We start from the raw sequence: 22,195 nt of genomic DNA on the forward strand, positions 1-22,195 counted from the left end.
AGAACCCTGTCGCGTGAATGAATTTGTACTGTGGGCCATCGTCGCCCTTGCTGTGCTCAATGCCATCGTGCTGGCCTGGCTGGTGGCCCAACGCATGGCGGGTTCCGATACGGCCGCCCAACAGCAACAGGATTTGCAAGCGCTGTTGCAAGCCAGTACCGAACGGCTGGAGCGCGAGCTGCGCCGCGAGATTACCGAGTCGTCCCGCGGTGCGCGGCAAGAGGCCACGCAAAACCTGGCGACCTTCCAGCAGACGCTGACGCAACAAGGTGCCGAAGCCACACGCACGCAAAACACGCAGATCGACGCCTTTGGCCAGCAATTGACCTTGCTCCAGAAAAGCCTGTCAGACACGCTGGCCAATCAGCTTAATGCCTTAAGTGAGTCCAACGCGCGGCGCATGGCCGAAGTGCGTCAGACACTGGAAGCCCAACTGGCCCAGTTGCAGACCACCAATGCCACCAAGCTCGACGAAATGCGCGCCACGGTGGATGAAAAGTTGCAGTCCACGCTGCAGACTCGCTTGAGCGAGAGCTTCAAGCAGGTGGCCGAGCGGCTGGAGCAGGTGCACAAAGGCCTGGGTGAAATGCAGACGCTGGCGCAAGGTGTGGGTGACCTTAAACATTTGCTCACCAACGTCAAAACCCGTGGCATGTTTGGCGAGGCGCAACTGGAAAGCCTACTGGAGCAGGTGTTCGTACCCGACCAGTACGCCGTGCAGGTGGCCACCCGCCCAGGCAGCAAAAACGTGGTCGACTTCGCCATCAAGCTGCCGGGCCGCTCGGACAGTGGCGAGCCGCTGTGGTTGCCTATAGACGCCAAATTTCCCAATGAAGACTACGAACGCCTGCTGGATGCACAAGGGCGCGCCGATGCATTGGGCGCCGAGGCTGCAGGCCGGGCGCTGGAAGCACGTATCCGGCTGGAGGCCAAGTCCATGGCCGAAAAATACGTGGAGCCACCGTACACCACCGACTTTGCGATTCTGTTTTTACCCACCGAAGGGCTGTATGCCGAAGTGCTACGCCGGCCCGGCTTGATGGAAGGCCTGCAGCGCGAACACCGCATCACACTGGCCGGCCCCACCACGCTGCTGGCCATGCTGAGCTCGCTGCAAATGGGCTTTCGCACACTGGCTCTGGAGAAGCGCTCCAGCGAAGTCTGGCAGGTGCTGGGTGCCGTCAAGACCGAGTTCGGCAAATTCGGCGATGTGCTGGCCAAAGTCAAGGCCCAGACCCAGACCGTGCTCAACACGCTGGACAACGCCGAGACGCGTAGCCGTGCCATGGGCCGTGCACTCAAAAAAGTAGAGGCGTTGTCTGACGGCCAAGCGCAGGCGTTGATCCCGGTGGACAAGGAGCTGGACCGCGACGCTGATGCAGACGCGGCTTCCACGTGAGTCGTACGGATACCAACAGCACCACGCCACGCGGGGCGCTGGCCCGATTAATCTGCGGCCAGATCTGCCTGCACGGCAGCATGGCGGGCATGCGCATGGCTGCACCGCTGCTGGCCTTGCGCGATGGTTACAGCGCCTTGTCGGTGGGCGTCTTGCTCGCGCTGTTTTCACTAACACAGGTGTTTCTGGCGATACCCGCCGGCCGTTATGCCGACCGGCATGGCCTGCTCAAACCCATGGGCTTGGGCGTGTCCTCCGCCATGCTGGGTGCGGGGCTGGCAGTGCTTTTCCCCAACTTTCCCATGCTGTGTGTCAGCGCGCTGCTGATGGGTGGCGCCACGGGCGTGGCCATCGTTGCCTTGCAACGGCATGTAGGGCGTGCTGCACAGGATGCGACCGAACTCAAGCAGGTCTTCAGCTGGTTGGCCATCGGCCCTGCGGTGTCCAACTTTCTGGGCCCGGTGGCGGCCGGGCTACTGATTGACCATGCCGGTGTGTGGCTGGGCGGTACCGCCGGTGACACCAATGGTTTTCGGGCTGCGTTCCTGTTCATGGTGTTTATGCCCTTGATGACCTGGTTCTGGGTGCGCCATACGCAGGAGTTACCTCCGGTGGTGCATTCCGAGCAGACCCGCAACGCCAAGGTCTGGCATCTGCTGCGTGAGCCACAGATGCGGCGCCTGTTGCTGGTGAACTGGCTGCTCTCCAGTTGTTGGGACGTGCATACCTTTGTAGTGCCCATGCTGGGCCATGAGCGCGGCTTCAGCGCTTCGGTTATCGGTACAGTGTTGGGTTCCATGGCGGTGGCGGGCGCCAGCGTTCGCGTGCTGATGCCGCTGGTGGCGGCGCATCTGCGCGAGTGGGCGGTGATCACGGGAGCCATGGTGGTGACGGCCGTGATTTTTGCGATCTACCCCTTGATGATGTCACCTTGGACCATGGGTCTGTGCTCGGTGCTGCTGGGGCTGTCTCTGGGCGCGGTTCAGCCCATGATCCTGAGCACCCTGCACCAGATCACGCCCCACGCACTGCACGGCCAGGCCATCGGGCTGCGGATGATGACGATCAACCTCTCCAGCGTGCTAATGCCCATGTTGTTTGGCACGGCGGGGCTGGTGCTGGGGGTGTCCGTGGTCTTCTGGACCGTGGGCGCGATGGTGGGGGCAGGCGCACGCATGGCCTGGAAACTGCGGCCCTAGGGCCGTTCCCACCGCCTAAGGCGCTGGTCCGGCGCCGATGGCGCCTACAGGTTGTAGAAGTTGCGGATGAAGTCCCAGGCTTCCTGGGGATCGTCTGAGTACTTGAACAACGACAGGTCTTCAGGCGAGATGGCGCCTTCTTCCACCAGCACATCAAAGTTGATCAGGCGTTTCCAGTAGTCCGAGCCAAACAGCACGATGGGCACGGGCTTGGCCTTTTTGGTCTGCACCAGGGTGATCACTTCAAATAGCTCGTCCAGCGTGCCAAAGCCGCCGGGAAACGCCACCAGCGCTTTCGCACGCATCATGAAATGCATCTTGCGCAGCGCGAAGTAATGGAACTTGAAGGAGAGCGATGGCGTGACGTAAGGGTTGGCCTGTTGTTCGTGGGGCAGGGCGATGTTCAGGCCCGGTGTCAGTGCGCCCATTTCAAATGCACCCCGGTTGGCTGCTTCCATGATGCCGGGGCCGCCACCGGTGCAGATGAACAGTCGGTCTTTCAGCGGCTTGCGTGCGCTGTGGCCAGCCACCAGGCGGGCAAACAGGCGGGCGTTTTCGTAGTGCATCGAATTGCGTACCTGGCGCTGAGCGTTGGCAATCTGCGCTGCATCTCCGCCACTTTGTGCGCTACGCAATGCCTGCTTGGCTGTTTCGGGGGAGGGAAAGCGGGCGCTGCCAAATACCACGATGGTGTGCTCCACACCTTGGGCAGCCTGGTCCAGATCGGGTTTGAGCATCTCCAACTGCATGCGCAGGCCGCGTGTCTCGCGCCGCAGCAGGAACTCGGGGTCGGCAAACGCCATGCGGTAGGCATCTGCCTGCAGCAGGTTGCCCTTGTCGGCGTGGGCGTGAAGATCAGCCCAGGCATTGGCCAGGCGGCTTACATCAAGGTTTTGGGTGTTTTCCATGGGTGAATTGTGTTCCTATTTGCGGAGCATGGGGCGCCTGCAGTCCGTGCAATAGCGGCAGCATCCTGCCACTCCTCGATAATTTATAAACCACCGCTTGCCGTCACAACCCATGCTGCCGCTCACGACGTCCCCGCTATCCACAAACACCGGTGCCAAAGCAGCCTTGCTGCAATGGCTGCGGGCCTTCTGGCCGGCGCCTGTGACCATCGATGCGCGGGAGCGCTGGCGTTCTCTGCTGGGGGCTGCGTTGGGCATGGGTTTGACTGCACTGATCAGCCACTGGTGGTTGGGTGGTACGCCGGGCGGCTTGTGGTTGTTGGCGCCCATGGGGGCCAGTGCGGTGTTGGTGTTTGGTGTGCCGGCCAGCCCGCTGGCACAACCCTGGGCGGTGCTGGGTGGCAACGGTTTGTCGGCCCTAGTCGGTGTGGCTTGTGCACGCTGGATCGCAGACCCGGTGCTGGCGGCAGCGATTGCCGTGCCGCTGGCAATACTGGTCATGTTGTGGCTGCGTTGCTTGCATCCACCTGGCGGTGCCATGGCCCTGTCTGCCGTGTTGAGCCACTGGATGGGACTGGAATGGGTTTGGCACCCATTGGTGGTCAATATGGTGCTGATGGTTGGCGTGGGGGTTGTCTACAACACCTTGAGCGGGCGCCCCTATCCCCATGTGCAAACCCGTGCACAGGGTCATGCCACCGATGCCCGCGCCATGCACTTTACCGAGGCTGACCTGGATGTCGCTCTGGCCCAATACAACCAGATTCTGGACGTGAGCCGTGACGATTTGCAGGACCTGCTGCAGCACGCCGAGATGGCGGCGTACCGCCGCACCTTGGGTGGTCTGGCCTGTGCCGATGTGATGTCCAGCGACCCGATCGCCGTGGAGTTTGGTACGTCCCTGCAAGAGGCCTGGGACCTGATCCACAAACACCATGTCAAAGCCTTGCCGGTAGTGGACCGGGTGCGGCGCATTGTGGGCATCGCATCGTGACGGTGGCGGACTTCCTGCGCCACGCCGAGTTGGGGCAGACCGATGATCTGGGCCTCCGGTTTCGCGCATTCATCCGGCGTTCCGGTAAGACCCGCTCAGACAAGCCCGAAGTGGTGGGCCAGATCATGACGCGTCAGGTGCGTGTGGCCAGTGCCCACAGGCTGTTGACCGAGTTGGTGCCGCTGTTCTCCGAAGGTGGGCACCACCACATTCCCATCATCGACGGCGAGTCGCGCCTGGTGGGCATCATCACGCAGTCGGACTTGGTGCGGGCGCTGTACCGCGCGGTGCGGGTGGACGCCTGAAACAAAAAAGGCTTCCGAAGAAGCCCTTTTATTGAGTGCGACTGGTTAGACGCGCTTGCGGTATTCGCCAGTGCGGGTGTCGATTTCGACCTTGTCACCTTGGGCCACGAAGATTGGCACGCCGATCTCAAAACCGGTGGCGATCTTGGCAGGCTTCAGCACCTTGCCGGAGGTGTCGCCCTTGACGGCGGGCTCAGTCCAGGTGATTTCGCGCACAACGCTGGTGGGCAGTTCGACCGAGATGGCCTTGCCGTCGTAGAACACCACTTCAACGGCCATACCGTCTTCCAGGTAGTTCAGCGAGTCTCCCATGTTTTCGGCTTCGACTTCGTACTGGTTGAATTCTTCGTCCATGCAGACGTACATCGGGTCCGCGAAGTAGGAGTAGGTGCAATCCTTCTTGTCGAGGATGACCTGGTCGATCTTGTCATCGGCCTTGAACACGACTTCGGTACCGAAGTTGGCGATCAGGCTCTTGAGCTTCATGCGCACGGTGGCAGAGTTGCGGCCGCCGCGGCTGTATTCGGTCTTCAGGACGACCATAGGGTCTTTGCCGTGCATGATCACATTGCCGGCGCGGATTTCTTGAGCGATTTTCATAGCGAACTAGGGTTCAGTTGTCGCTGGCAAAATTACCAGCGGTTAGGCCGCACACGGCGACGAAGACGCCGTAAAGTCCGTTGACTTGCGGCGGGGCATGATTTGCCCTTCAAACTCGCGGCAAATTCAGCAAAGCCTCACATTTTAACGGCTTTTTGCCACGAAGCTGGCCAGTTGGCTTGCCAGGTCGTCCATTTGCAGCAACCGCGCCCGGGCCGACTGGGCGGTTTGCGCCCAAGGGCCAAGCTCCAGCGGCGGCAGATCGCCTTGGTTCAAACCATTCCATGCATGGTGAAACTGCCGCAGGGAAATCCCGGCCCCCAGTTGGTCGAGAAAAGCATCCAGCTTGTCGTGGTGCGCCGCGTCGTCCTGCGGGTAGATCTGCCAGACCAGCGGTTTGCCGGCCCACAGCGCGCGGATAACCGAATCCTCGCCACGCACGAAATTCAGGTCGCATGCCCACAGCAGGTGGTCAAAATCCTGCTGGCTGAAGCTGGGTAAGTATGAAATTGATAGCGCCTTGCGCTCATTCCATAAGGGCTGCAGCCTGTTTTTATCCAAAACTGCGGCCTGCACCGCGGCGCTTGCACGCCCGACGGTCACCATCAGGCGGGTGGGTTCGCTGTGGTTGGCAAGTTGTGCCAGCAACTGGGGCAGGGCGGCGGGCTCGTAGCAAAACAGCGAGATCAGGCGTTCAGCGGGTTGGCGCGCAACGCCTTGCTGCGCCAGCCATGCGGCAGCGTCGAACTGGGCCATGCGTGCCGTCAGGTCGGTTTCTCGCAGCAAGCCGCCCGTACGCTGCGTGAAGCCGGGGTAGAAGAAATGTTTGGTTGCCCCTTGCGCCGGGCCCTGCATCACGGGGGAGGGCAGGCCGTGGGAACGCTCTACATACGCCTCGGCTGACAGATACTCCAGATTGATCCACACTGGAAATTCCAAGCCTTTTTGGCCTGTAGCCCCCGTGGATTGTGCGCGGAAAGCTATGAATTCAGGAGCAATTTCGCAGCCAAAGCTCTCTACCCAGACATCTGCAGGTGGCATCTGTGTCAGCAATGCAAGGTCTCGCGACTGCTCCCAGTCCAGCACTTGCACGCCCGGCCAATGCCCTTGCCGCGCACCCGGCGCCATCCAGCCCAGCGCGCTGGTGTCGTCCACCCACAGTCGCACGTGATGACCGCGCGTTGCCAAGTCGGCGCACAGGCGCCAGCAGACGCCGATGTCGCCAAAGTTGTCGATGACCCTGCAAAAAATATCCCAACGCATAAACAGCATTGTCCACGCTGCACAATAGCCACCCATGTCCGACGCCCCATCCGCGCCCTCCCACTCTGACGAACTGTTGCGCCAGGTCGCGGCCTTGCCATTGCTGCCGGGGGTGTACCGCTACTTCGATGCGCAGGACCAGTTGCTCTATGTAGGCAAAGCCATCAGCCTGAAGAAGCGCGTCTCCAGCTATTTCCAGAAGAACCATGGCGGCACGCGCATTGGCCACATGGTCAGCAAGATTGTGCGTATGGAGACCACGGTCGTGCGCTCCGAAGCCGAGGCACTGCTGCTCGAAAACAACCTGATCAAGACGCTCAACCCGAAGTACAACATTCTGTTTCGGGACGACAAGAGCTACCCGTATTTGAAGATGAGCGGCGTGGCCAAACTCCCCAAGGCTATGGCGGAAAAATCCGTTCGCGTTGAGCCTGTCGAAACGCAGCCTCCGCACGTCAAGGACCTGCAGAAGGCTTCGACAGGCTCAGCCCGAACGGAGGTACTTGTTCAGCGTACGTCCAATGCGGCAGAGTTTTCCCGCGTGTCCTACTACCGCGGCGCGGTGGAAAAGAAGCACCGCTACTTCGGTCCGTACCCCAGCGCGTGGGCGGTGAAAGAGGCGATTTTGCTTATGCAAAAAGTCTTTCGCCTGCGCACCTGCGAAGACCCGGTGTTCAGCAACCGCACGCGGCCCTGTTTGCTGTACCAGATCAAACGTTGCTCCGCGCCGTGCGTGGGCCATATCTCGGCGCAGGACTACGCCGAAGACGTGGCCAACGCAGAAAAGTTTTTGCGCGGCGATGCGCAGGAAGTGATGCGCGAGCTGGAAGTCCGCATGATGGCGCACAGCGACAAGCTGGAGTTTGAGCAGGCCGCCGAGCTACGCAACCAGGTGTCTGCGTTGTCCAACGTGCTGCACCAGCAATCGATGGACAACGTGGCAGATCGCGATGTGGACATCCTGGCTGTCAAGGTGCAGGGCGGCAAAGCCTGCGTGAACCTGGCCATGGTGCGCGGTGGGCGGCACTTGGGCGATCGGCCGTACTTCCCGGTGCATGTGGACGATGCCTTCACGCTCAGTGAAGAAGAGGCCGCGGAGGTGCAGCCCGACGCCGTTGAAGTGCAAGTGCTCGAAGCGTTTCTGGCGCAGCACTATGTAGAGGTAGCCATTCCGCCCACGCTGCTCGTGAGCCACCCGGTCAGCAAGAGTTTGTTGGCTGCCTTGTCGGAGCAAACGGGCGTCAAGATCAGCGCGGTGCATCAACCGCGCGAACAACGCCGCGCCTGGCTGGAGATGGCGCAGACCAATGCCGCGCTGCAGCTAGCGCGCCTGTTGGCCGAAGAAGGTTCGCAACAAGCGCGCACCCGTGCATTGGCCGAAGCGCTGGACATGCCGCAGGAAGATCTGGATTCTTTGCGCATCGAATGCTTTGACATTTCGCATACGGGGGGCGAGAACACCCAAGCGTCGTGCGTGGTGTTCCAGCACCACAAGATGCAAAACGCCGAGTACCGCCGTTTCAACATTACCGATATCACCCCCGGCGACGATTACGCCGCGATGCGCCAGGTGCTGACGCGCCGTTACAGCAAGCTGGCCGAAACTTTGCAGGAAGCCAAGCACAACGGCACCACGCCTGCCGGCACCGGGCGCCTGCCCGACCTGGTGCTGGTCGACGGCGGCAAGGGCCAAGTCTCGATGGCGCGCGAGGTGTTTGCGGAATTGGGGCTGGACCTGTCGCTGATCGTTGGCGTAGAGAAGGGTGAGGGCCGCAAGGTCGGGCTGGAAGAACTGGTGTTTGCGGATGGCCGTGAGAAGGTCTATCTGGGCATGGACTCGGCGGCGCTAATGCTGGTTGCGCAAATCCGTGACGAGGCCCACCGTTTTGCGATCACCGGCATGCGCGCTGCGCGGGCCAAGGTGCGTATCGGTGGCGGCAAGCTGGAAGAAATTCCCGGCATTGGCCCCAAACGGCGTGCGCGTTTGCTGCAGCGCTTCGGTGGCGTGCGTGGTGTGGCGCTGGCCAGCGCGGAAGATCTGTCCACGGTGGAAGGCATCTCACGCGAGCTGGCCGAAGAAATTTACCGGGCCCTGCATTAGCCATGCCACAATTGCCGCATATGTTTATGACGATACCAACCATCATGACCTGGACGCGCATCTTCGCGATCCCTCTCATCGTCGGTGTCTTCTACCTGCCGGAGTCGATGGCGTCCACTGCCGACAAGAATCTGGTGGCCACCATCATGTTCGTGGTGTTCGCGCTGACTGACTGGTTGGATGGTTATCTGGCGCGCAAGCTGAACCAGACCTCATCCTTTGGCGCCTTTCTCGATCCAGTGGCGGACAAGTTTCTGGTTTGCGCCTGTGTACTGGTTTTAGTACACCTGCAGCGCGCGGATGTATTTGTGGCGCTCATCATCATTGGGAGAGAGATTGCCATCTCCGCCCTGCGTGAATGGATGGCCCAAATCGGCGCCTCCAAGAGCGTGGCCGTGCACATGATAGGCAAGCTCAAAACGGTGGTGCAGATGGTGGCCATTCCGTTTTTGCTCTTCGACGGCATGCTGTTTGGGCTGATTGACACGCACCAGTGGGGTGTGGCACTGATCTGGGCAGCGGCGGTGCTAACCGTCTGGTCCATGGTGTATTACCTGCAGAAAGCCATTCCCGAGATTCGTGCCAAGGCGCGCTGACGCTGCCCCGAAGCGGTGCATTTTTATTCGGATGGTGCACCTTTCTTCGCACTTACATTTAGCACAAAAATTCTTGGGTTCTGCGGAAAAAATGAATCACAAATGCGACTAGAATTCGCGTCCGCACTGTCGTAATGCTGCACGACGTATTGACATGGGTTGGCCCCGTGGCTTTAATGGAAAACAGCAGTTGCGACTGCTACCTAAGAATATTTTGAAGAGACAAATCGTTTAACACTGCTTGCATACAAGGGGTCTTTGTGAATAAAACTGAATTGATTGAGCACATCGCAAAACACGCTGACATTTCCAAGGCCGCTGCCACGCGCGCACTGGAATCCACCATTGGTGCTGTGAAGACGACCTTGAAAAAAGGCGGCTCCGTTTCTCTGGTTGGTTTTGGTACGTTTGCGGTGGGTAAACGTGCTGCACGCACCGGTCGCAATCCCCGCACCGGCGATGCGATTAAAATCAAAGCTGCAAAGGTCCCCAAGTTCCGTCCAGGCAAAGCGTTGAAAGACGCTCTGAACTGATACGGTCAAGAGTTTCAGGTTTCAGGTGGGGTGATTAGCTCAGTTGGTAGAGCAACGCCTTTACACGGCGTGGGTCGGCGGTTCGAGCCCGTCATCACCCACCACCACCCAACAAAGGCGAACTTTATGTTCGCCTTTTTTGTTATTTTCCGAAAGAGTTAGCGCATGTTCGATTTTGTTCGCAAGCACACCAAGGTCATGATGTTCCTCATGTTCTTGCTGATCATCCCGGCGTTTGTGCTGGTGGGCATCGATGGCTTCAAAAGCATGGGGTCCGATGGCGCTGTTGTCGCCAAGGTCGGCAGCCACAGCATCAAGCAGGGCGAATGGGATGCCGCACACAAGATGGAAGTGGACCGCATGCGTGCTTCCATGCCGAACCTGGATGCCAAGTTGTTGGACTCTCCCCAGGCCCGTTATGTCACGCTGGAGCGTCTGGTGCGAGAACGTGTGCTGGCCGAGGCGGCGCTGGTATCGCACCTGACCACTACCAACGCGCGCCTGGCCAACGAACTGCAACAAAACCCCACGATTGCATCCTTGCGCAAACCTGATGGCTCACTGGACATGGACCGTTATCGCCAACTGGCTGCGAGCCAGGGTTTCACCCCTGAAGGTTTTGAGGCCCGTGTGCGCAACGATCTGTCGGTGCGCCAGGTGGAGTCGGGTGTGGTGGCCACCGCGTTTTCCACGGCGGCTGTTGCCGACGTCTCGCTGAATGCCTTCTTTGAAAAGCGCGAGATACAAATTGCCCGCTTCAACCCCGCTGATTTCACCAGCAAGGTGGTGCTGACGGACGCCGATATCGAAGCCTTCTACCAGGCCAATGCGCCCTTGTTCCAGGCGCCCGAATCTGCAAGCATTGAATACGTGTTGCTGGACTTGGATACCGTGAAGAAAGGCATTGTTCCCGATGCGCAGGAGGTGAAGTCTTACTACGAGCAAAACGTCGCCCGCCTGAGCGGCAAGGAAGAGCGCCGTGCCAGCCACATTCTGATCAATGCGCCCAAAGACATGCCCGCAGCAGAGCGTGAGAAAGCCAAGGCGCGTGCTGCTGCCCTGCTGGAGCAGGTGCGCAAGGCCCCCGCTTCTTTTGCAGAGGTTGCGCGCAAGAATTCGCAAGACACGGGCTCTGCCCCCAATGGCGGTGATCTGGATTTCTTTGGCCATGGCGCCATGGTCAAGCCATTTGAAGATGCGGTATTCGCCATGAAAAAGGGTGACATCAGCGACGTGGTGGAGTCCGACTTCGGTTTTCACATCATCAAACTGACCGACGTGAAGACCCCCAAGCAAAAGAGCTTTGAAGAGCTGCGTGCCGGGATCGAAGCCGACTTGCGCACCCAGCAAGCCCAGCGCAAGTTCGCCGAAATCGCAGAGTCATTCACCAATGGTGTGTACGAACAGTCCGACACCCTCAAACCGATTGCCGACAAGCTCAAGCTCGAAGTAAAAACCGCAACCGGACTGCAGCGCAATCCCGCACCCGGTGCAACAGGCGTGCTGGCCAATCCCAAGCTGTTGGCCGCCGTCTTCAGCCCCGAATCGGTGGACAAGAAACGCAACACCGAAGCTTTGGAAATCGCCCCCAACCAACTGGCATCTGCCCGTATTACCCAATACACCGCAGCCCGTACTCTGCCGTTGACCGAAGTGCGCGCCAATGTGCGTGAACGCCTGTTGGCAAGCCGCTCCGCCGAACTGGCGAAGAAAGAAGGCGAGAGCAAACTGGCCGCGTGGAAGGCAGATGCCAGCGGCGCCAACTTGCCTGCTGCCGTGGTGGTGTCGCGCGAACCTGGACAAACTATCCAGGGCGCAGTGCTGAACGCTGCATTGAGCACCGACACCAGCAAGCTGCCCGGTTGGAGTGGTGTGGACTTGGGGGCCCAAGGCTACGCCGTGCTGCGCGTCAACAAGGTGATGCCGCGTACCCCGGTCGCGGATTCCACCTCCAAACAGGAACGTGCACAGTACGCCCAATGGGTGGCCAACGCAGAAAACCAGGCCTACTACCAGTTGCTCAAAGACCGCTTCAAGGCACAGATCAAGGTACCACGCCCCACGGGAGCGGTGGGAAGTGCCTCCGCTTCGGCGGAATAGCCCAAAACAGCAGCTATAATGCTGCTTCTGCGGTGGCTGTAGCTCAGTTGGTAGAGTCCAGGATTGTGATTCCTGTTGTCGTGGGTTCGAGCCCCATCAGCCACCCCATTTAGCGTTTTTCATGTGGTAAGTCCTTGATTTCCTTGTAAATCAAGGGTTTCCAGCCAGATATAAAGTCTGGTTGTTACACAGCCTGTTACACAACTCAGTGATACAGGACCACATGAAAGCAATCGCAAAACACCTCGCCGTACGCGGCATTTCTAGCAGTATTTATTACCGCCGCCGTATCCCAACGGCGATTCGTAGAGCCTATCCGCCCAAACAAACGCACATCATTGAGTGTTTGTTCACGTCGGACCTGGCTACCGCGAAAAAACTTCAAAAAGTTATTGACCTTCGTGTAGAGGCTGAATTTAGTCAGCACGCACGGAATTTGAAGCAACAGCATGTTGAATTGCGCTGAACCCTGACCCAACCTTTCCATCAAATCTTGACCCACACGATTTGTGTGCACAAGGTGCTCACGTTGTGGATAAGTTCTTGATCTCCTTCTTCTTGGGTTGAGTTTTTGCAGTACTGTTGTGTAGATCTGCTTCAAATTGCGCCGCTGTTTCCGCGATTTAGTTGCCTCCATTCCGAGCCAGATGGCCAGCTTCTCGGCAAATGGATCGAGCTTGCTTGAGCTCACCCGCTTTGCGTAGGTGGGCTCAGTCTCATCTGATCGCAGGTACTTCTTTACGGTGTTGCGAGCCATGCCTGTACGCCTGGAAATCTCGCGGATGGACATGTTTTCTCGCAATGCCCAACGCCTGATGACATTCAATGTCGCCACGTTTATCACTCCTAAATTCCCCCCGCTTTAAAAACTAGCAGGGTAGGTCCTACGTGGGTCAGTTTTGAATGGAAATTACTGTCCTAAGTGGGTCAGATTTCGACGGAATTCAACATCGGGGGGAGATTTCTGAAGGTGCCTAGACGTTTCGACAGCAATTGGCTGTCGTTTTCAGAGAACCCCGTATGCAAAACGAAGGCAAAACCCCGGTAGGTAGGCGAAGCCCGCCGCCGCTCCGGCAGGATGAACAGGCGCTCCTTCAGTTTTTGGTGGCAGAGGCGAAACGGCGTGGTGACTCCATGACGCAACTGGCTAAATCACTGGGAGTGACATATGCGCGACTTGCGCAGTGGCGAAGGGAGGACGCACGTATTGAGAATTCCGGGCGGCCAGTATTTGAAAAGGCTGCGCTTTATCTTGGATGGCCGACGTTGTTTGTGCTTCTGCATGCAGGCGTTGTCAGACTGTCGGACATAGCGTGGCCTGGCAAAGGCAGTTTGGCGGATTGCATGGCCCGAGAAATCGAGCGCATGCGCCAGCATCCGCGGATTGGTCCCTGGATACCTCCTGCAATCGAAAAAGCCAACCTAGGCATTCGTCTCTTCGTTGCGTTTCTATTCAATGAATACGAACGGGCAACAAAGGCTGACGAATCTCGACTGGACTGGCTGGAGGAGCTGCGCAACGTATCTCAGACGCATTTGAAAGAAGCTAAGACCGCATTGAGAGGCCGGGCGCGTACAGCGAAGAAGAGGGACAACTAGGCTTATTCCAGAGTATTGATTTGCGCCTCCCTCATGGAGGCGCTTTTTTGCAGCCACAAACGCTGCCGGTGATGCTCAGGTCTAGGGCAGGGATGTCCCGTGAGTCGGAGCCGTGTGGGCGGGATGTTTATACGTGTTGCACGTCTCCCTTATTGCGGGTGCAAGTGATGTGACTGCCACCGATGACGGGACTTGACCTGCAGTGCTCATTGGGGAAGTAATCTGATTGCATGAAAAATTCTTAAATATTCCCCCTAAAGGGGAATATTTGTAATTTATATATCCTAGTATTCAATATTTCACCGGGTTTCGGCTTGACGTTTGCATAAATTAGTTGCTAATATTCCCCCCAAATGGGAACTTCTCCAACTTTTTCATTCAAGACGCTCCTCTCTGAGCGACCTCGCGGCCAGCCTCTTGGGACACGCTGGATGGGTGAGCACGGATTAACGGCCAAGCACGCTGCGCGGCTTGCAAAAGAAGGTTGGCTGGAACGGCTAGGGCATGGCACTTATGCCTTGCCGGGTGAGACCCTGGACCGTGATGCAAGCCTCGCCTCGTTAGTGCCGGCCGTGCCTGGCTTACACGTTGCTGGAAAGACGGCACTTAGCTGGCGGGGAGTGCGGCACAACCTCGCTTTCCGAGAGACGCTAACACTGTGGGGCGACAAGCCGACCAAACTTCCGGTTTGGTTCACTACGCGCTTTCCCGCTCACTACCAGGCTACGCACCTCTTCGATGCGGAGATGCCGCCGGAGCTGGGAATAGCACCCTTGCCAGCCGGGCGACCTGATGTCCCCGTATCAACGCCAGAGAGGGCCCTGCTGGAGCTCCTGAGCGACGTCGGAACGCGGCAGACATTGGAAGAGGCGCGCCATCTTGTCGAAGGTGCCCGTTCATTGCGGTTGCCAGTGCTTGAAGAACTCTTTTCGCATCTGACCCGCATCAAAGTTGTGCGGTTGGCGCATGCCCTTGCAGACGAGCTCAGTCTCCCTTGGGCGTCCCTCGCACAGCAGCACAGCGAGCGTCTAGGCGGTGGCAAGCGCTGGGTGAGTGTCGGAAAAAATGGGGAACGCCTGGACCTCAAACGCAACCCATGAATCAAGCCTACACATCAACGGTCCAGCTCCTGCTGGCTATCGCACCTGCAATCTTCGAGAGCCCGCTCTTTGCTATGAAGGGCGGAACAGCACTCAACCTGTTCGTCCAGGACTTGCCTCGGCTGTCAGTGGACATTGACGTGGTCTTCCTGCGGCATGACCTGACACGCGATGAAGCGCTCAAGGCCATCAAAGAGGAACTAGCAGTCGCGAAAACGCGAATCGAACGCATGGGATTTAAAGCTGAAGTTCGTCCAAACAATGTTGGAGACGAGGCAAAGATGTTCGTCACAGACGGCACATCCGAGGTCAAGGTTGAGGTGAATTTCGTATTCCGGGGCACCGTGCTGCCACCTGTCCGCACCTCGCTAACCGCAGCGGCGCAAACACTTTTTGCGGCGAACGTAGAGGTGCCTGTACTGGCGGTTCCCGAGCTGTATGGCAGCAAATTGGTGGCGGCCATGGACCGGCAGCATCCGCGGGACATTTTTGATGTTCAGCATATGTTTGACCGGTTTGGCATGCCATCTGACTTCGTCGACTGCTTTGTGGTCTACCTGGCAGGCCACAACCGTCCCGTGCATGAGGTTTTATTCGCGCAGTTGCAACCTCTTGCGGAGGTGTTTGCCAATGAATTCGTTGGTATGACCGCTGTACCGGTTACTTTGGAACAGTTGGAGGCCACAAGGGCTCGGCTGTTTGAATCCCTGCCAAGAGCGCTAACCCCAGCGCACCGCACCTTTTTACTCACCCTTGTCCAGGGTGAACCTGACTGGGACCAGATGCCATTCGCGCATTTGCGGGAACTCCCGGCGATTCGCTGGAAGTTGATGAATCTCGCCAAGCTAAAGAAGAGCAATCCGAAGCGGTTCATGCAGCAACACGATGAGCTTGCGGCGCGCTTGGCCGCCGCCGTTTAAGTAGTGGGTTTGCCACGGGGCGATGAGCGGGGCAAGACCTTATGCAGCAAACTTCAATCGCTCACAACGCACCGGTTGATGTGCATGCACTTTCGTCCCTGGAATTGAAATGGCCCAAACGTATAAAACAAAAAGGGTAGGGCCAAAGTTGTGCCGCGTATAAAAATCAGAACCAATAAATGTGGAGGCTAGACATGAGTCCAGTCTTGGATTGTGAAGGTGGATTTTTGGGCATAAATAGTGTTCAAAAGGACCGAAAATTGTTACACTAACTGCTACACACGGCTGTGTAACAACCTCTGGAAACCCGCATGGATACTGGGGTTCTAGCTTGGTCAGTGGCTCCCCATCAGCCACCCCAAAAATATGAAAACCCCGCTATCTCTCTGGTAGCGGGGTTTTTTCTTGTCTGTCGCTCGGTACCGGACACAAAACCGGACAGCCCGCCTGCCCAAGTCGCTCCGGTTCACAAGAGCAGGCTGCAGATATGTGTCTCCCTCATCTGGCCCACACAAATACTGGTAATCCCGCTACTCAAAAGATAGCGACCGTTTTTGCTTTTAGGCAACACAATGCTTTTGCCGCGGGGGCAAGCCTTATAAACTACGCCCCCAAGCAGCCATGTAGTGATGTGGGTCCGCATGCACAGACACATCAGGGATGACCGTACGAATGAATGCCAAACCTTTGGCCGTTGATAGCCCGCCCGAAAAGCCAATGATCCTGGTCGTGGACAACACACCGGGCAGTCAGGCTTGGGTGCAGCATCTGCTGGAAGACCTGTATGAGGTGCAGGGTGCGGGTACGGCTGAAGCTACTTGGGCTGCGGCCTTGTCGGATAGCCCACCCGATCTGATCCTGCTGGCCGCCGTGTTGCCGGATGCCGATGGTTACGCGGTGTGCCGCAAACTCAAGGCCAATGCCAAAACGCGCGACATCCCGGTCATCATGCTCACGGCCGACGTGGGCGCGGTGGACGACCACATGCTGTTCACCGTGGGGGCATCGGACTACATTGCCAAACCGCTGAGCCCACCCACGGTGCGGGCCCGCATCAAGACCCATCTGGCGCTCAAGGGGGCGGCAGATTTCTTGAACGACAAATACAGTTTTCTCCAAAGTGAGATCACCGCGCGTACGCGCGAAGCCAACGCCATCCAGGACGGCACCATCATGGCCATGGCCTTGCTGGCCGAAACCCGTGACGCCGATACCGGCAACCACATTCGCCGCACCCAGTTGTATGTGCGTGCGCTGGGCTGGAAGCTGTGCAACCACCCGCGCTTCAAGACCTACCTGACAGTGGCCAACATAACCTTGCTGTTCAAGGCAGCGCCTCTGCACGACATTGGCAAGGTGGGCGTGCCCGACCGCATTCTGCAAAAGCCCGGCAAGCTCACGCCCGAAGAATTCGAGATCATGAAGACCCACACCACGCTGGGGCGCGATGCCATTGCACACGCGGAGCTGGAGTTGGGAACCGAAGTGCCGTTTTTGACCATGGCCCGCGAAATTGCCTACTGCCACCAGGAGAAATGGGATGGCAGTGGTTACCCGCAAGGGCTGGTGGGTGACGACATACCGATTGCCGCGCGGCTGATGGCACTGGCCGATGTGTATGACGCGCTGATCAGCCGGCGCATTTACCGCGCCGCGATGTCACATGCCGAGGCGGTGAAGGTGATTGAACACGTCAAAGGCAAGCACTTTGACCCTGACGTGGTGGATGCATTTTTGGAGATCCATGAGCAGTTCAACGCCATTGCCATGAGTTACCACGACTCGGACGCGGACCTGCAAAAGAAAGCCGACTTCCTGGAGCTCTCCAGGGCCTCGACTCCCGGCGAACTCTCATAGTGCATCAAGGAGCGATCGGGGCCACAACTCACCGCCGGGCCGCCCCAAGGTGAGTTAACCCCCTTTGGGGGGGCAGCGACCCGCGCAGCGGCGGAGCGTGGGGGCCAATTTCCTTTAGTTCACCATTACCAGCTTGCCCTTGACGCCGCGCGAGCCCATGTGGGCGTAGGCGGCCTTCAGGTCGGCCATGGGCATGGTGCTGTCGATCACAGGTTTGATCTTGCCCGCGCCGTACCACTGGGCCAGCTCGCCCATCATGGCGGCGTTGGCCTTGGGTTCCCTCTTGGCGAAGTCGCCCCAGAACACACCGACGATGGAAGCGCCCTTGAGCAATGCCAGGTTGAAGGGCAGGGCGGGAATGGGGCCAGAGGCAAAACCTACCACCAGGTAACGGCCGCGCCAGGCGATGGAGCGGAAGGCGGGCTCGGCGAAATCGCCACCCACGGGGTCGTAAATCACGTCCGGGCCCTTGCCGTCGGTCAGTGCCTTGATGGCGTCGCGCAGATTCTCTGTGCTGTAGTTGATGGTGGCATCGGCACCAATCGATTTGCACAAGTCGCACTTCTCTTGTGTAGACGCCGCTGCAATCACGCGAGCGCCCATGGCCTTGGCGATCTGGATGGCCGAGGTGCCGACACCACCGGCCGCGCCCAGCACCAGCACAGTTTCACCGGCCTTCAGTTGTGCGCGGTCTACCAGCGCGTGGTAGGACGTGGCATAGATCATGATGAAAGCGGCCGCATCCACAAAGGGAAATCCGGCCGGAAGCGGCATGCAGATTGCGGAAGGCGCTATGGTATGTGTAGCAAATCCGCCAGTGCCGCTGAGGCAGGCCACGTTCTGGCCGACCTTGAGGTGGGTCACGCCTTCGCCCACGGCCTGCACTACGCCAGCATATTCTGAACCCGGCACAAAGGGCAGGGCGGGTTTCATCTGGTACTTGTTTTGCACGATCAGGATGTCGGGGAAGTTCAGGCTGGCCGCCTTGATTTCCAGCAGCACCTCGCCGGCCTTGGGGCTGGGTGTGGGCAGCTCCTTCCAGGTCAGTGCGTCGATACCAGTGGGGTTTTCACAAAGCCAAGCGTGCATGGGATGTCTCCAAAAATTATGGGGCCATCATAGGGGGCGACAGCCGCATTGCCAGCATTTCTCCAGCGGGAAATGTCTCTCGCGCGACGCGCTGCCAGCGCGCCAACCTACAATGAACGGCAACTTGCAGTACTTATGAAAATCCTGATTTCCAACGACGACGGTTACCTGGCGCCCGGCATTGTGGCGCTCTACGAGGCACTCAAAGACATCGCCGAGGTGGACGTCATTGCGCCCGAGCAAAACAACAGCGCCAAGTCCAACGCGCTGACCCTGCATTCCCCGCTGTACGTGCACCGTGCGGCCAATGGTTTTCGGTTTGTGAATGGCACGCCGGCAGACTGTGTGCACATTGCGCTGTCCGGCCTGCTGAACTACCGCCCTGATCTGGTTGTCTCTGGCATCAACAACGGCGCCAACATGGGCGACGACACCATCTACTCCGGTACCGTGGGTGCAGCCATGGAAGGGTTCCTGTTCGGCGTCCCGGCGATTGCGTTTTCGCAGGTGGAGAAAGACTGGGTCCACCTGGACTCGGCCGCGCGCAAGGCGCGTGAGTTGGTGCTCAGCATGCAGCAACAGCAGTTGATCACGCCTACGCCCTGGCTGCTCAACGTGAACATTCCCAACCGCCCGTTTGCCGAAATTGGCAGCATGAAACTGTGTCGTTTGGGTAAGCGCCACGCGGCGGAGAAGGTGATCCCGCAGCGCAGCCCGCGCGGCGAAACCATGTACTGGATCGGCGCGGCCGGCCCGGTAAAAGATGATGCCGAGGGCACGGACTTCCATGCCACGGCCCAGGGCCATATGGCCATGACCCCGCTCAAGGTTGATCTGACCGACCACGACAGCCTGGGTTACTGGGCACAAACGGCGGCCCGCTTGACCAGCCACACGCCACCTGCGCCATGACCACGAAGCAGCGGCCCTCTTTCCCTGCGCGGCTGGATGCCAAGCCGGTGGCGACACCTGCCAAGACGGCGGTGCCGGTGTTGAAATCCGTGCCTGCGACGCCGCAGGGCGTGGGCATGGACTCCAGTGCGGTGCGCATGCGCATGGTGCAAAAACTTCAGGGTCAAGGGGTCAGCCATCCGCTGGTGCTGGGTGCCATGGGCGCCGTGGAGCGCCACCGGTTTGTCGACAGTGCGCTGGTCAACCAGGCGTATGAAGACACCAGCCTGCCCATCGGCTTGGGGCAGACCATTTCCAAACCGGGAGTGGTCTCGCGCATGGCCGAGTTGCTGCTGCAAGGCGGTGCCAAGGGCCCGCACGGCAAACTCGGGCGGGTGCTGGAGATTGGCACCGGCTGCGGCTACCAGGCTGCTGTGCTGAGCCTGCTGGCCGATGAGGTTTACAGCATCGAGCGCCTGCGCGGCCTGCATGACAAGGCGCGTGAAAACCTGCGCCATCTGCGCTTGCCCAATGTGCATCTGCTGTTTGGCGATGGCATGGAAGGGTATGCCAAGGGCGGGCCTTACGCGGCCATCATTTCGGCCGCGGGTGGCGATAGGCTTCCGCAAGCCTGGGTGGACCAGTTGGCGATGGGCGGGCGCCTCGTAGCGCCGACGGTAATGCCCGGTAGCGCCGGGAATACACAGGCCTTGCTGGTGCTGGACAAGACGCCACAGGGCATCCGCCAGTCGATTTTGGAGGCGGTGCACTTTGTCCCCCTAAAATCGGGTGTTGCTTGAAAGAAAGTGTTTATGACCGGTTTGTCGTATCGTGGTTCGTGGTCGGTGGGTATTGCAGCAGCCTTGCTCTTGTCGGGCTGCGGCTCCAGTGTGCACAATCGTCCGCCGGTGGAAGACCGTGGTACCAGCGTCAAGTCGGGCGCTGCCCTGGATCCACGGACCCAGGCGGTCAAGCAGCCCCCGGGCTTTGAGAACGCCGGCAAGGCGGGTTATTACACCGTCAAGCCCGGTGACACCCTGATCCGCATTGGCCTGGAGAGCGGCCAAAGCCACCAGGACATCACGCGCTGGAACGCGCTGGAAAACCCCAACAAGATTGAGGTTGGTCAGGTGTTGCGCATCGTGCCTCCGGTGGCCGGAGAAACTGCCGTCGTGACCAAGCCGGTCACGACGAGCACCGCAACGACCACGCCGATTGCTGCCGCTTCCGCGCCTGCCAAGGCGGCGTCTGCGCCCACGACTGCCACCTCTACGCCCGCACCTGCACCGGTGGCCGCAGCAGGCGGTGATGACGATCTGAACTGGATCTGGCCCGGCAACGGCCCGGTACTGGCCGGGTTTGACGAAGTCAAGAACAAGGGGCTGGACATTGGCGGCGCTGCGGGTGACACCGTGCTGGCTGCGGCCGATGGCAAGGTGGTCTACGCCGGTGCTGGCCTGCGCGGCTACGGCAACCTGATCATCCTCAAGCACAACAACACCTATCTGACGGCCTATGCCCACAACCAGAGCCTGATGGTCAAGGAAGACCAGACGGTGAAGAAGGGCCAGAAGATTGCCGAGATGGGCAGCAGCGATGCCGACCGGGTCAAGCTGCACTTTGAGGTGCGTCGGCAAGGCAAGCCGGTAGACCCGGCCAAATACCTGCCCGCCAAATAGAGGCCCTATGCCGTGAAAACTCCCCGCCCCCCCCGTCTGGACAGCAGTGCTTCCAAGCGCGGTGTGGCAGGGGAGATTCATGTGCCAAATAGCCTTCTAGCCCCCGAGGACAGTGCGCAAGAAGCTATCGAATTTATAGCGCCCACCGGGCTGGACGCGCTGGCCAAAGAGTCCCAAGCGGGTGACGAGTCGGCCGATGCGCTGGCGGTCTACCTGCGCGGCGTGCGCCGCACCGAGCTGTTCACCCCCCAGGAAGAGTTTGAAGCCGCCACCCGTGCCCGCGCCGGTGACTTTGCCGCGCGCCAAAGCATGATCGAGCACAACCTGCGCCTGGTGGTCAGCATTGCCAAGGGTTACATGGGCCGCGGTGTGCCCATGGCCGACCTGATCGAGGAAGGTAATCTGGGGCTGATGCACGCGATCGACAAGTTCGAACCCGAGCGGGGCTTTCGTTTCTCGACCTACGCCACTTGGTGGATACGCCAGTCGGTAGACCGTGCGCTGATGTACCAGGGCCGCGCGGTGCGCCTGCCGGTGAACGTGGTGCGCGAGGTGCAGCAGGTGTTGCGCGCACGCCGTGTGCTGGAAAACGATCCGGTGCTGGCCGCGCAGCGGCCCGAGGGCATCCGCGTGGAAGACATTGCCGCGCTGCTGGGCCAGGAGCCCAGCCATGTGTCCGATCTGCTGGCCATGGCCGAGGCGCCGCGTTCGCTCGACGCTTCGTTGGACCATTCGGGGGAGGAGCAAACACTCGGCGACAGCCTGGTGGATGTGCTGGCGCTGGACCCGTCGGACGTGACCCAGGCGCATGAGGTGGACCACTTGCTGGAGTCCTGGGTGGCCACGTTGTCCGGGCGTGAGCGCGAGGTGCTGGAAGGGCGTTTTGGCCTGCACGACCGCGATCCCGAAACCCTGGATGTGTTGAGCCAGCGCCTGGGCCTGACCCGCGAGCGCGTGCGCCAGGTGCAAAACGAAGCCTTGCAGAAACTCAAGCGCCACATCCTGCGCCGCGGTATCAAGCGCGAATTCCTGATGTAGGGTGTGGCCCCCACGCTCCGCTAC

19 protein-coding genes, 2 tRNA genes and 2 pseudogenes are annotated in these 22,195 nt (G+C 59.5%); 18 read left to right on the plus strand and 5 right to left on the minus strand.

Going from position 1 to position 22,195, the window contains the following annotated elements; translation table 11 throughout:
• Nucleotides 1–13 precede the first annotated feature (13 nt).
• Both RS694_RS08320 and RS694_RS08325 read left to right on the plus strand, forming a co-directional pair.
• Nucleotides 14–1,399 carry a DNA recombination protein RmuC gene (locus RS694_RS08320; protein ID WP_029708762.1) on the plus strand — a complete coding sequence of 462 codons (1,386 nt, stop codon included), beginning with the start codon at nucleotides 14–16 and terminating at the stop codon, nucleotides 1,397–1,399.
• 80 nt (nucleotides 1,400–1,479) lie between these two features.
• The gene (locus tag RS694_RS08325) at nucleotides 1,480–2,598 is read left to right on the plus strand and encodes an MFS transporter (RefSeq protein ID WP_051392013.1); all 1,119 of its coding nucleotides are present in this window, start codon (nucleotides 1,480–1,482) and stop codon (nucleotides 2,596–2,598) included.
• 44 nt (nucleotides 2,599–2,642) lie between these two features.
• On the opposite strand, the gene RS694_RS08330 is transcribed toward RS694_RS08325, so the two are convergent.
• Complete coding sequence (locus RS694_RS08330; RefSeq protein WP_029708764.1) at nucleotides 2,643–3,506, minus strand: LOG family protein; 864 nt, start codon at nucleotides 3,504–3,506, stop codon at nucleotides 2,643–2,645.
• 112 nt (nucleotides 3,507–3,618) lie between these two features.
• Here RS694_RS08330 and RS694_RS08335 point away from each other — a divergent pair.
• Nucleotides 3,619–4,805: pseudogene (locus RS694_RS08335) on the plus strand (HPP family protein).
• A 45-nt stretch (nucleotides 4,806–4,850) separates the two neighbouring features.
• Here RS694_RS08335 and efp read toward each other — a convergent pair.
• Together efp and earP are read right to left on the minus strand one after the other, a co-directional pair.
• A complete protein-coding gene (gene efp / locus RS694_RS08340; RefSeq protein WP_029708765.1) occupies nucleotides 4,851–5,405 on the minus strand; it encodes an elongation factor P in 555 nt (184 codons plus the stop codon).
• 144 nt (nucleotides 5,406–5,549) lie between these two features.
• Nucleotides 5,550–6,668 (minus strand): elongation factor P maturation arginine rhamnosyltransferase EarP, encoded by a 1,119-nt coding sequence (earP, locus tag RS694_RS08345; protein WP_420805952.1) that lies wholly within the window; start codon nucleotides 6,666–6,668, stop codon nucleotides 5,550–5,552.
• Between the two features lie 34 nt (nucleotides 6,669–6,702).
• Between earP and uvrC the strand changes: the two genes are divergently transcribed.
• The 7 genes from uvrC (at nucleotide 6,703) to RS694_RS21090 (ending at nucleotide 12,464) form a co-directional block, all read left to right on the plus strand.
• Entirely contained in the window at nucleotides 6,703–8,769 is a 2,067-nt protein-coding gene (uvrC, locus tag RS694_RS08350) for an excinuclease ABC subunit UvrC (RefSeq protein ID WP_029708767.1), read from the plus strand.
• Between the two features lie 20 nt (nucleotides 8,770–8,789).
• Nucleotides 8,790–9,365 carry a CDP-diacylglycerol--glycerol-3-phosphate 3-phosphatidyltransferase gene (gene pgsA / locus RS694_RS08355; RefSeq protein ID WP_029708768.1) on the plus strand — a complete coding sequence of 192 codons (576 nt, stop codon included), beginning with the start codon at nucleotides 8,790–8,792 and terminating at the stop codon, nucleotides 9,363–9,365.
• A 260-nt stretch (nucleotides 9,366–9,625) separates the two neighbouring features.
• Nucleotides 9,626–9,898, plus strand: a complete 273-nt coding sequence (locus RS694_RS08360; protein ID WP_007874140.1) for an HU family DNA-binding protein — start codon at nucleotides 9,626–9,628, stop codon at nucleotides 9,896–9,898.
• Nucleotides 9,899–9,926: 28 nt separating this feature from the next.
• Nucleotides 9,927–10,002, plus strand: a tRNA-Val gene (locus RS694_RS08365).
• A gap of 61 nt (nucleotides 10,003–10,063) precedes the next feature.
• Entirely contained in the window at nucleotides 10,064–11,998 is a 1,935-nt protein-coding gene (locus RS694_RS08370) for a SurA N-terminal domain-containing protein (protein WP_029708769.1), read from the plus strand.
• 32 nt (nucleotides 11,999–12,030) lie between these two features.
• A tRNA-His gene (locus RS694_RS08375) sits at nucleotides 12,031–12,106 on the plus strand.
• Nucleotides 12,107–12,221: 115 nt separating this feature from the next.
• On the plus strand, nucleotides 12,222–12,464 hold the full coding sequence (locus tag RS694_RS21090) for a DUF6538 domain-containing protein (protein WP_420805957.1): 243 nt from the start codon (nucleotides 12,222–12,224) through the stop codon (nucleotides 12,462–12,464).
• A 120-nt stretch (nucleotides 12,465–12,584) separates the two neighbouring features.
• Here RS694_RS21090 and RS694_RS20465 read toward each other — a convergent pair.
• Nucleotides 12,585–12,842: pseudogene (locus RS694_RS20465) on the minus strand (IS21 family transposase); the annotation flags it as partial.
• Nucleotides 12,843–13,018: 176 nt separating this feature from the next.
• Between RS694_RS20465 and RS694_RS08385 the strand changes: the two are divergent.
• The 4 genes from RS694_RS08385 (at nucleotide 13,019) to RS694_RS08400 (ending at nucleotide 17,474) form a co-directional block, all read left to right on the plus strand.
• Entirely contained in the window at nucleotides 13,019–13,597 is a 579-nt protein-coding gene (locus RS694_RS08385; RefSeq protein ID WP_029708771.1) for a hypothetical protein, read from the plus strand.
• A 353-nt stretch (nucleotides 13,598–13,950) separates the two neighbouring features.
• Complete coding sequence (locus tag RS694_RS08390) at nucleotides 13,951–14,697, plus strand: type IV toxin-antitoxin system AbiEi family antitoxin domain-containing protein (RefSeq protein WP_029708772.1); 747 nt, start codon at nucleotides 13,951–13,953, stop codon at nucleotides 14,695–14,697.
• The gene (locus RS694_RS08395) at nucleotides 14,694–15,617 is read left to right on the plus strand and encodes a nucleotidyl transferase AbiEii/AbiGii toxin family protein (protein ID WP_037247834.1); all 924 of its coding nucleotides are present in this window, start codon (nucleotides 14,694–14,696) and stop codon (nucleotides 15,615–15,617) included. Before RS694_RS08390 ends, RS694_RS08395 begins: the two co-directional genes overlap by 4 nt.
• 672 nt (nucleotides 15,618–16,289) lie before the next feature.
• Complete coding sequence (locus RS694_RS08400; RefSeq protein ID WP_037247836.1) at nucleotides 16,290–17,474, plus strand: HD domain-containing phosphohydrolase; 1,185 nt, start codon at nucleotides 16,290–16,292, stop codon at nucleotides 17,472–17,474.
• A gap of 114 nt (nucleotides 17,475–17,588) precedes the next feature.
• Here RS694_RS08400 and RS694_RS08405 read toward each other — a convergent pair whose 3' ends face one another.
• Nucleotides 17,589–18,563, minus strand: coding sequence for an NADPH:quinone oxidoreductase family protein (locus RS694_RS08405; RefSeq protein WP_029708775.1), 975 nt, complete (start codon nucleotides 18,561–18,563; stop codon nucleotides 17,589–17,591).
• A gap of 135 nt (nucleotides 18,564–18,698) precedes the next feature.
• Between RS694_RS08405 and surE the strand changes: the two genes are divergently transcribed.
• From surE to RS694_RS08425, 4 genes are all read left to right on the plus strand, one after another.
• Nucleotides 18,699–19,475: a 5'/3'-nucleotidase SurE gene (gene surE / locus RS694_RS08410; RefSeq protein WP_029708776.1), complete on the plus strand. Its 777-nt coding sequence runs from the start codon at nucleotides 18,699–18,701 to the stop codon at nucleotides 19,473–19,475.
• Nucleotides 19,472–20,254, plus strand: a complete 783-nt coding sequence (locus tag RS694_RS08415) for a protein-L-isoaspartate(D-aspartate) O-methyltransferase (RefSeq protein ID WP_029708777.1) — start codon at nucleotides 19,472–19,474, stop codon at nucleotides 20,252–20,254. The genes surE and RS694_RS08415 overlap by 4 nt, the downstream gene beginning before the upstream one ends.
• Nucleotides 20,255–20,266: 12 nt before the next feature.
• Nucleotides 20,267–21,133 carry a peptidoglycan DD-metalloendopeptidase family protein gene (locus RS694_RS08420; protein WP_029708778.1) on the plus strand — a complete coding sequence of 289 codons (867 nt, stop codon included), beginning with the start codon at nucleotides 20,267–20,269 and terminating at the stop codon, nucleotides 21,131–21,133.
• Between the two features lie 135 nt (nucleotides 21,134–21,268).
• Nucleotides 21,269–22,171 (plus strand): sigma-70 family RNA polymerase sigma factor, encoded by a 903-nt coding sequence (locus RS694_RS08425; RefSeq protein ID WP_051392014.1) that lies wholly within the window; start codon nucleotides 21,269–21,271, stop codon nucleotides 22,169–22,171.
• Nucleotides 22,172–22,195: the final 24 nt, after the last annotated feature.

Source organism: Rhodoferax saidenbachensis (assembly GCF_001955715.1).
Classification (GTDB): domain Bacteria; phylum Pseudomonadota; class Gammaproteobacteria; order Burkholderiales; family Burkholderiaceae_C; genus Allorhodoferax; species Allorhodoferax saidenbachensis.

Bases quoted from the DNA above. Each gene is read 5' to 3' on its own strand.
- RS694_RS08325 (WP_051392013.1), top strand. From the start codon at position 1,480: ATGGCGGGCATGCGCATGGCTGCACCGCTGCTGGCCTTGCGCGATGGT.
- RS694_RS08405 (WP_029708775.1), bottom strand. From the start codon at position 18,563: ATGCACGCTTGGCTTTGTGAAAACCCCACTGGTATCGACGCACTGACC.
- RS694_RS08420 (WP_029708778.1), top strand. From the start codon at position 20,267: ATGACCGGTTTGTCGTATCGTGGTTCGTGGTCGGTGGGTATTGCAGCA.
- uvrC (WP_029708767.1), top strand. From the start codon at position 6,703: ATGTCCGACGCCCCATCCGCGCCCTCCCACTCTGACGAACTGTTGCGC.
- pgsA (WP_029708768.1), top strand. From the start codon at position 8,790: ATGTTTATGACGATACCAACCATCATGACCTGGACGCGCATCTTCGCG.
- RS694_RS08370 (WP_029708769.1), top strand. From the start codon at position 10,064: ATGTTCGATTTTGTTCGCAAGCACACCAAGGTCATGATGTTCCTCATG.
- RS694_RS08400 (WP_037247836.1), top strand. From the start codon at position 16,290: ATGAATGCCAAACCTTTGGCCGTTGATAGCCCGCCCGAAAAGCCAATG.
- RS694_RS08395 (WP_037247834.1), top strand. From the start codon at position 14,694: ATGAATCAAGCCTACACATCAACGGTCCAGCTCCTGCTGGCTATCGCA.
- RS694_RS08330 (WP_029708764.1), bottom strand. From the start codon at position 3,506: ATGGAAAACACCCAAAACCTTGATGTAAGCCGCCTGGCCAATGCCTGG.
- RS694_RS08390 (WP_029708772.1), top strand. From the start codon at position 13,951: ATGGGAACTTCTCCAACTTTTTCATTCAAGACGCTCCTCTCTGAGCGA.
- surE (WP_029708776.1), top strand. From the start codon at position 18,699: ATGAAAATCCTGATTTCCAACGACGACGGTTACCTGGCGCCCGGCATT.
- RS694_RS08415 (WP_029708777.1), top strand. From the start codon at position 19,472: ATGACCACGAAGCAGCGGCCCTCTTTCCCTGCGCGGCTGGATGCCAAG.
- efp (WP_029708765.1), bottom strand. From the start codon at position 5,405: ATGAAAATCGCTCAAGAAATCCGCGCCGGCAATGTGATCATGCACGGC.
- RS694_RS08385 (WP_029708771.1), top strand. From the start codon at position 13,019: ATGCAAAACGAAGGCAAAACCCCGGTAGGTAGGCGAAGCCCGCCGCCG.
- earP (WP_420805952.1), bottom strand. From the start codon at position 6,668: ATGCGTTGGGATATTTTTTGCAGGGTCATCGACAACTTTGGCGACATC.
- RS694_RS21090 (WP_420805957.1), top strand. From the start codon at position 12,222: ATGAAAGCAATCGCAAAACACCTCGCCGTACGCGGCATTTCTAGCAGT.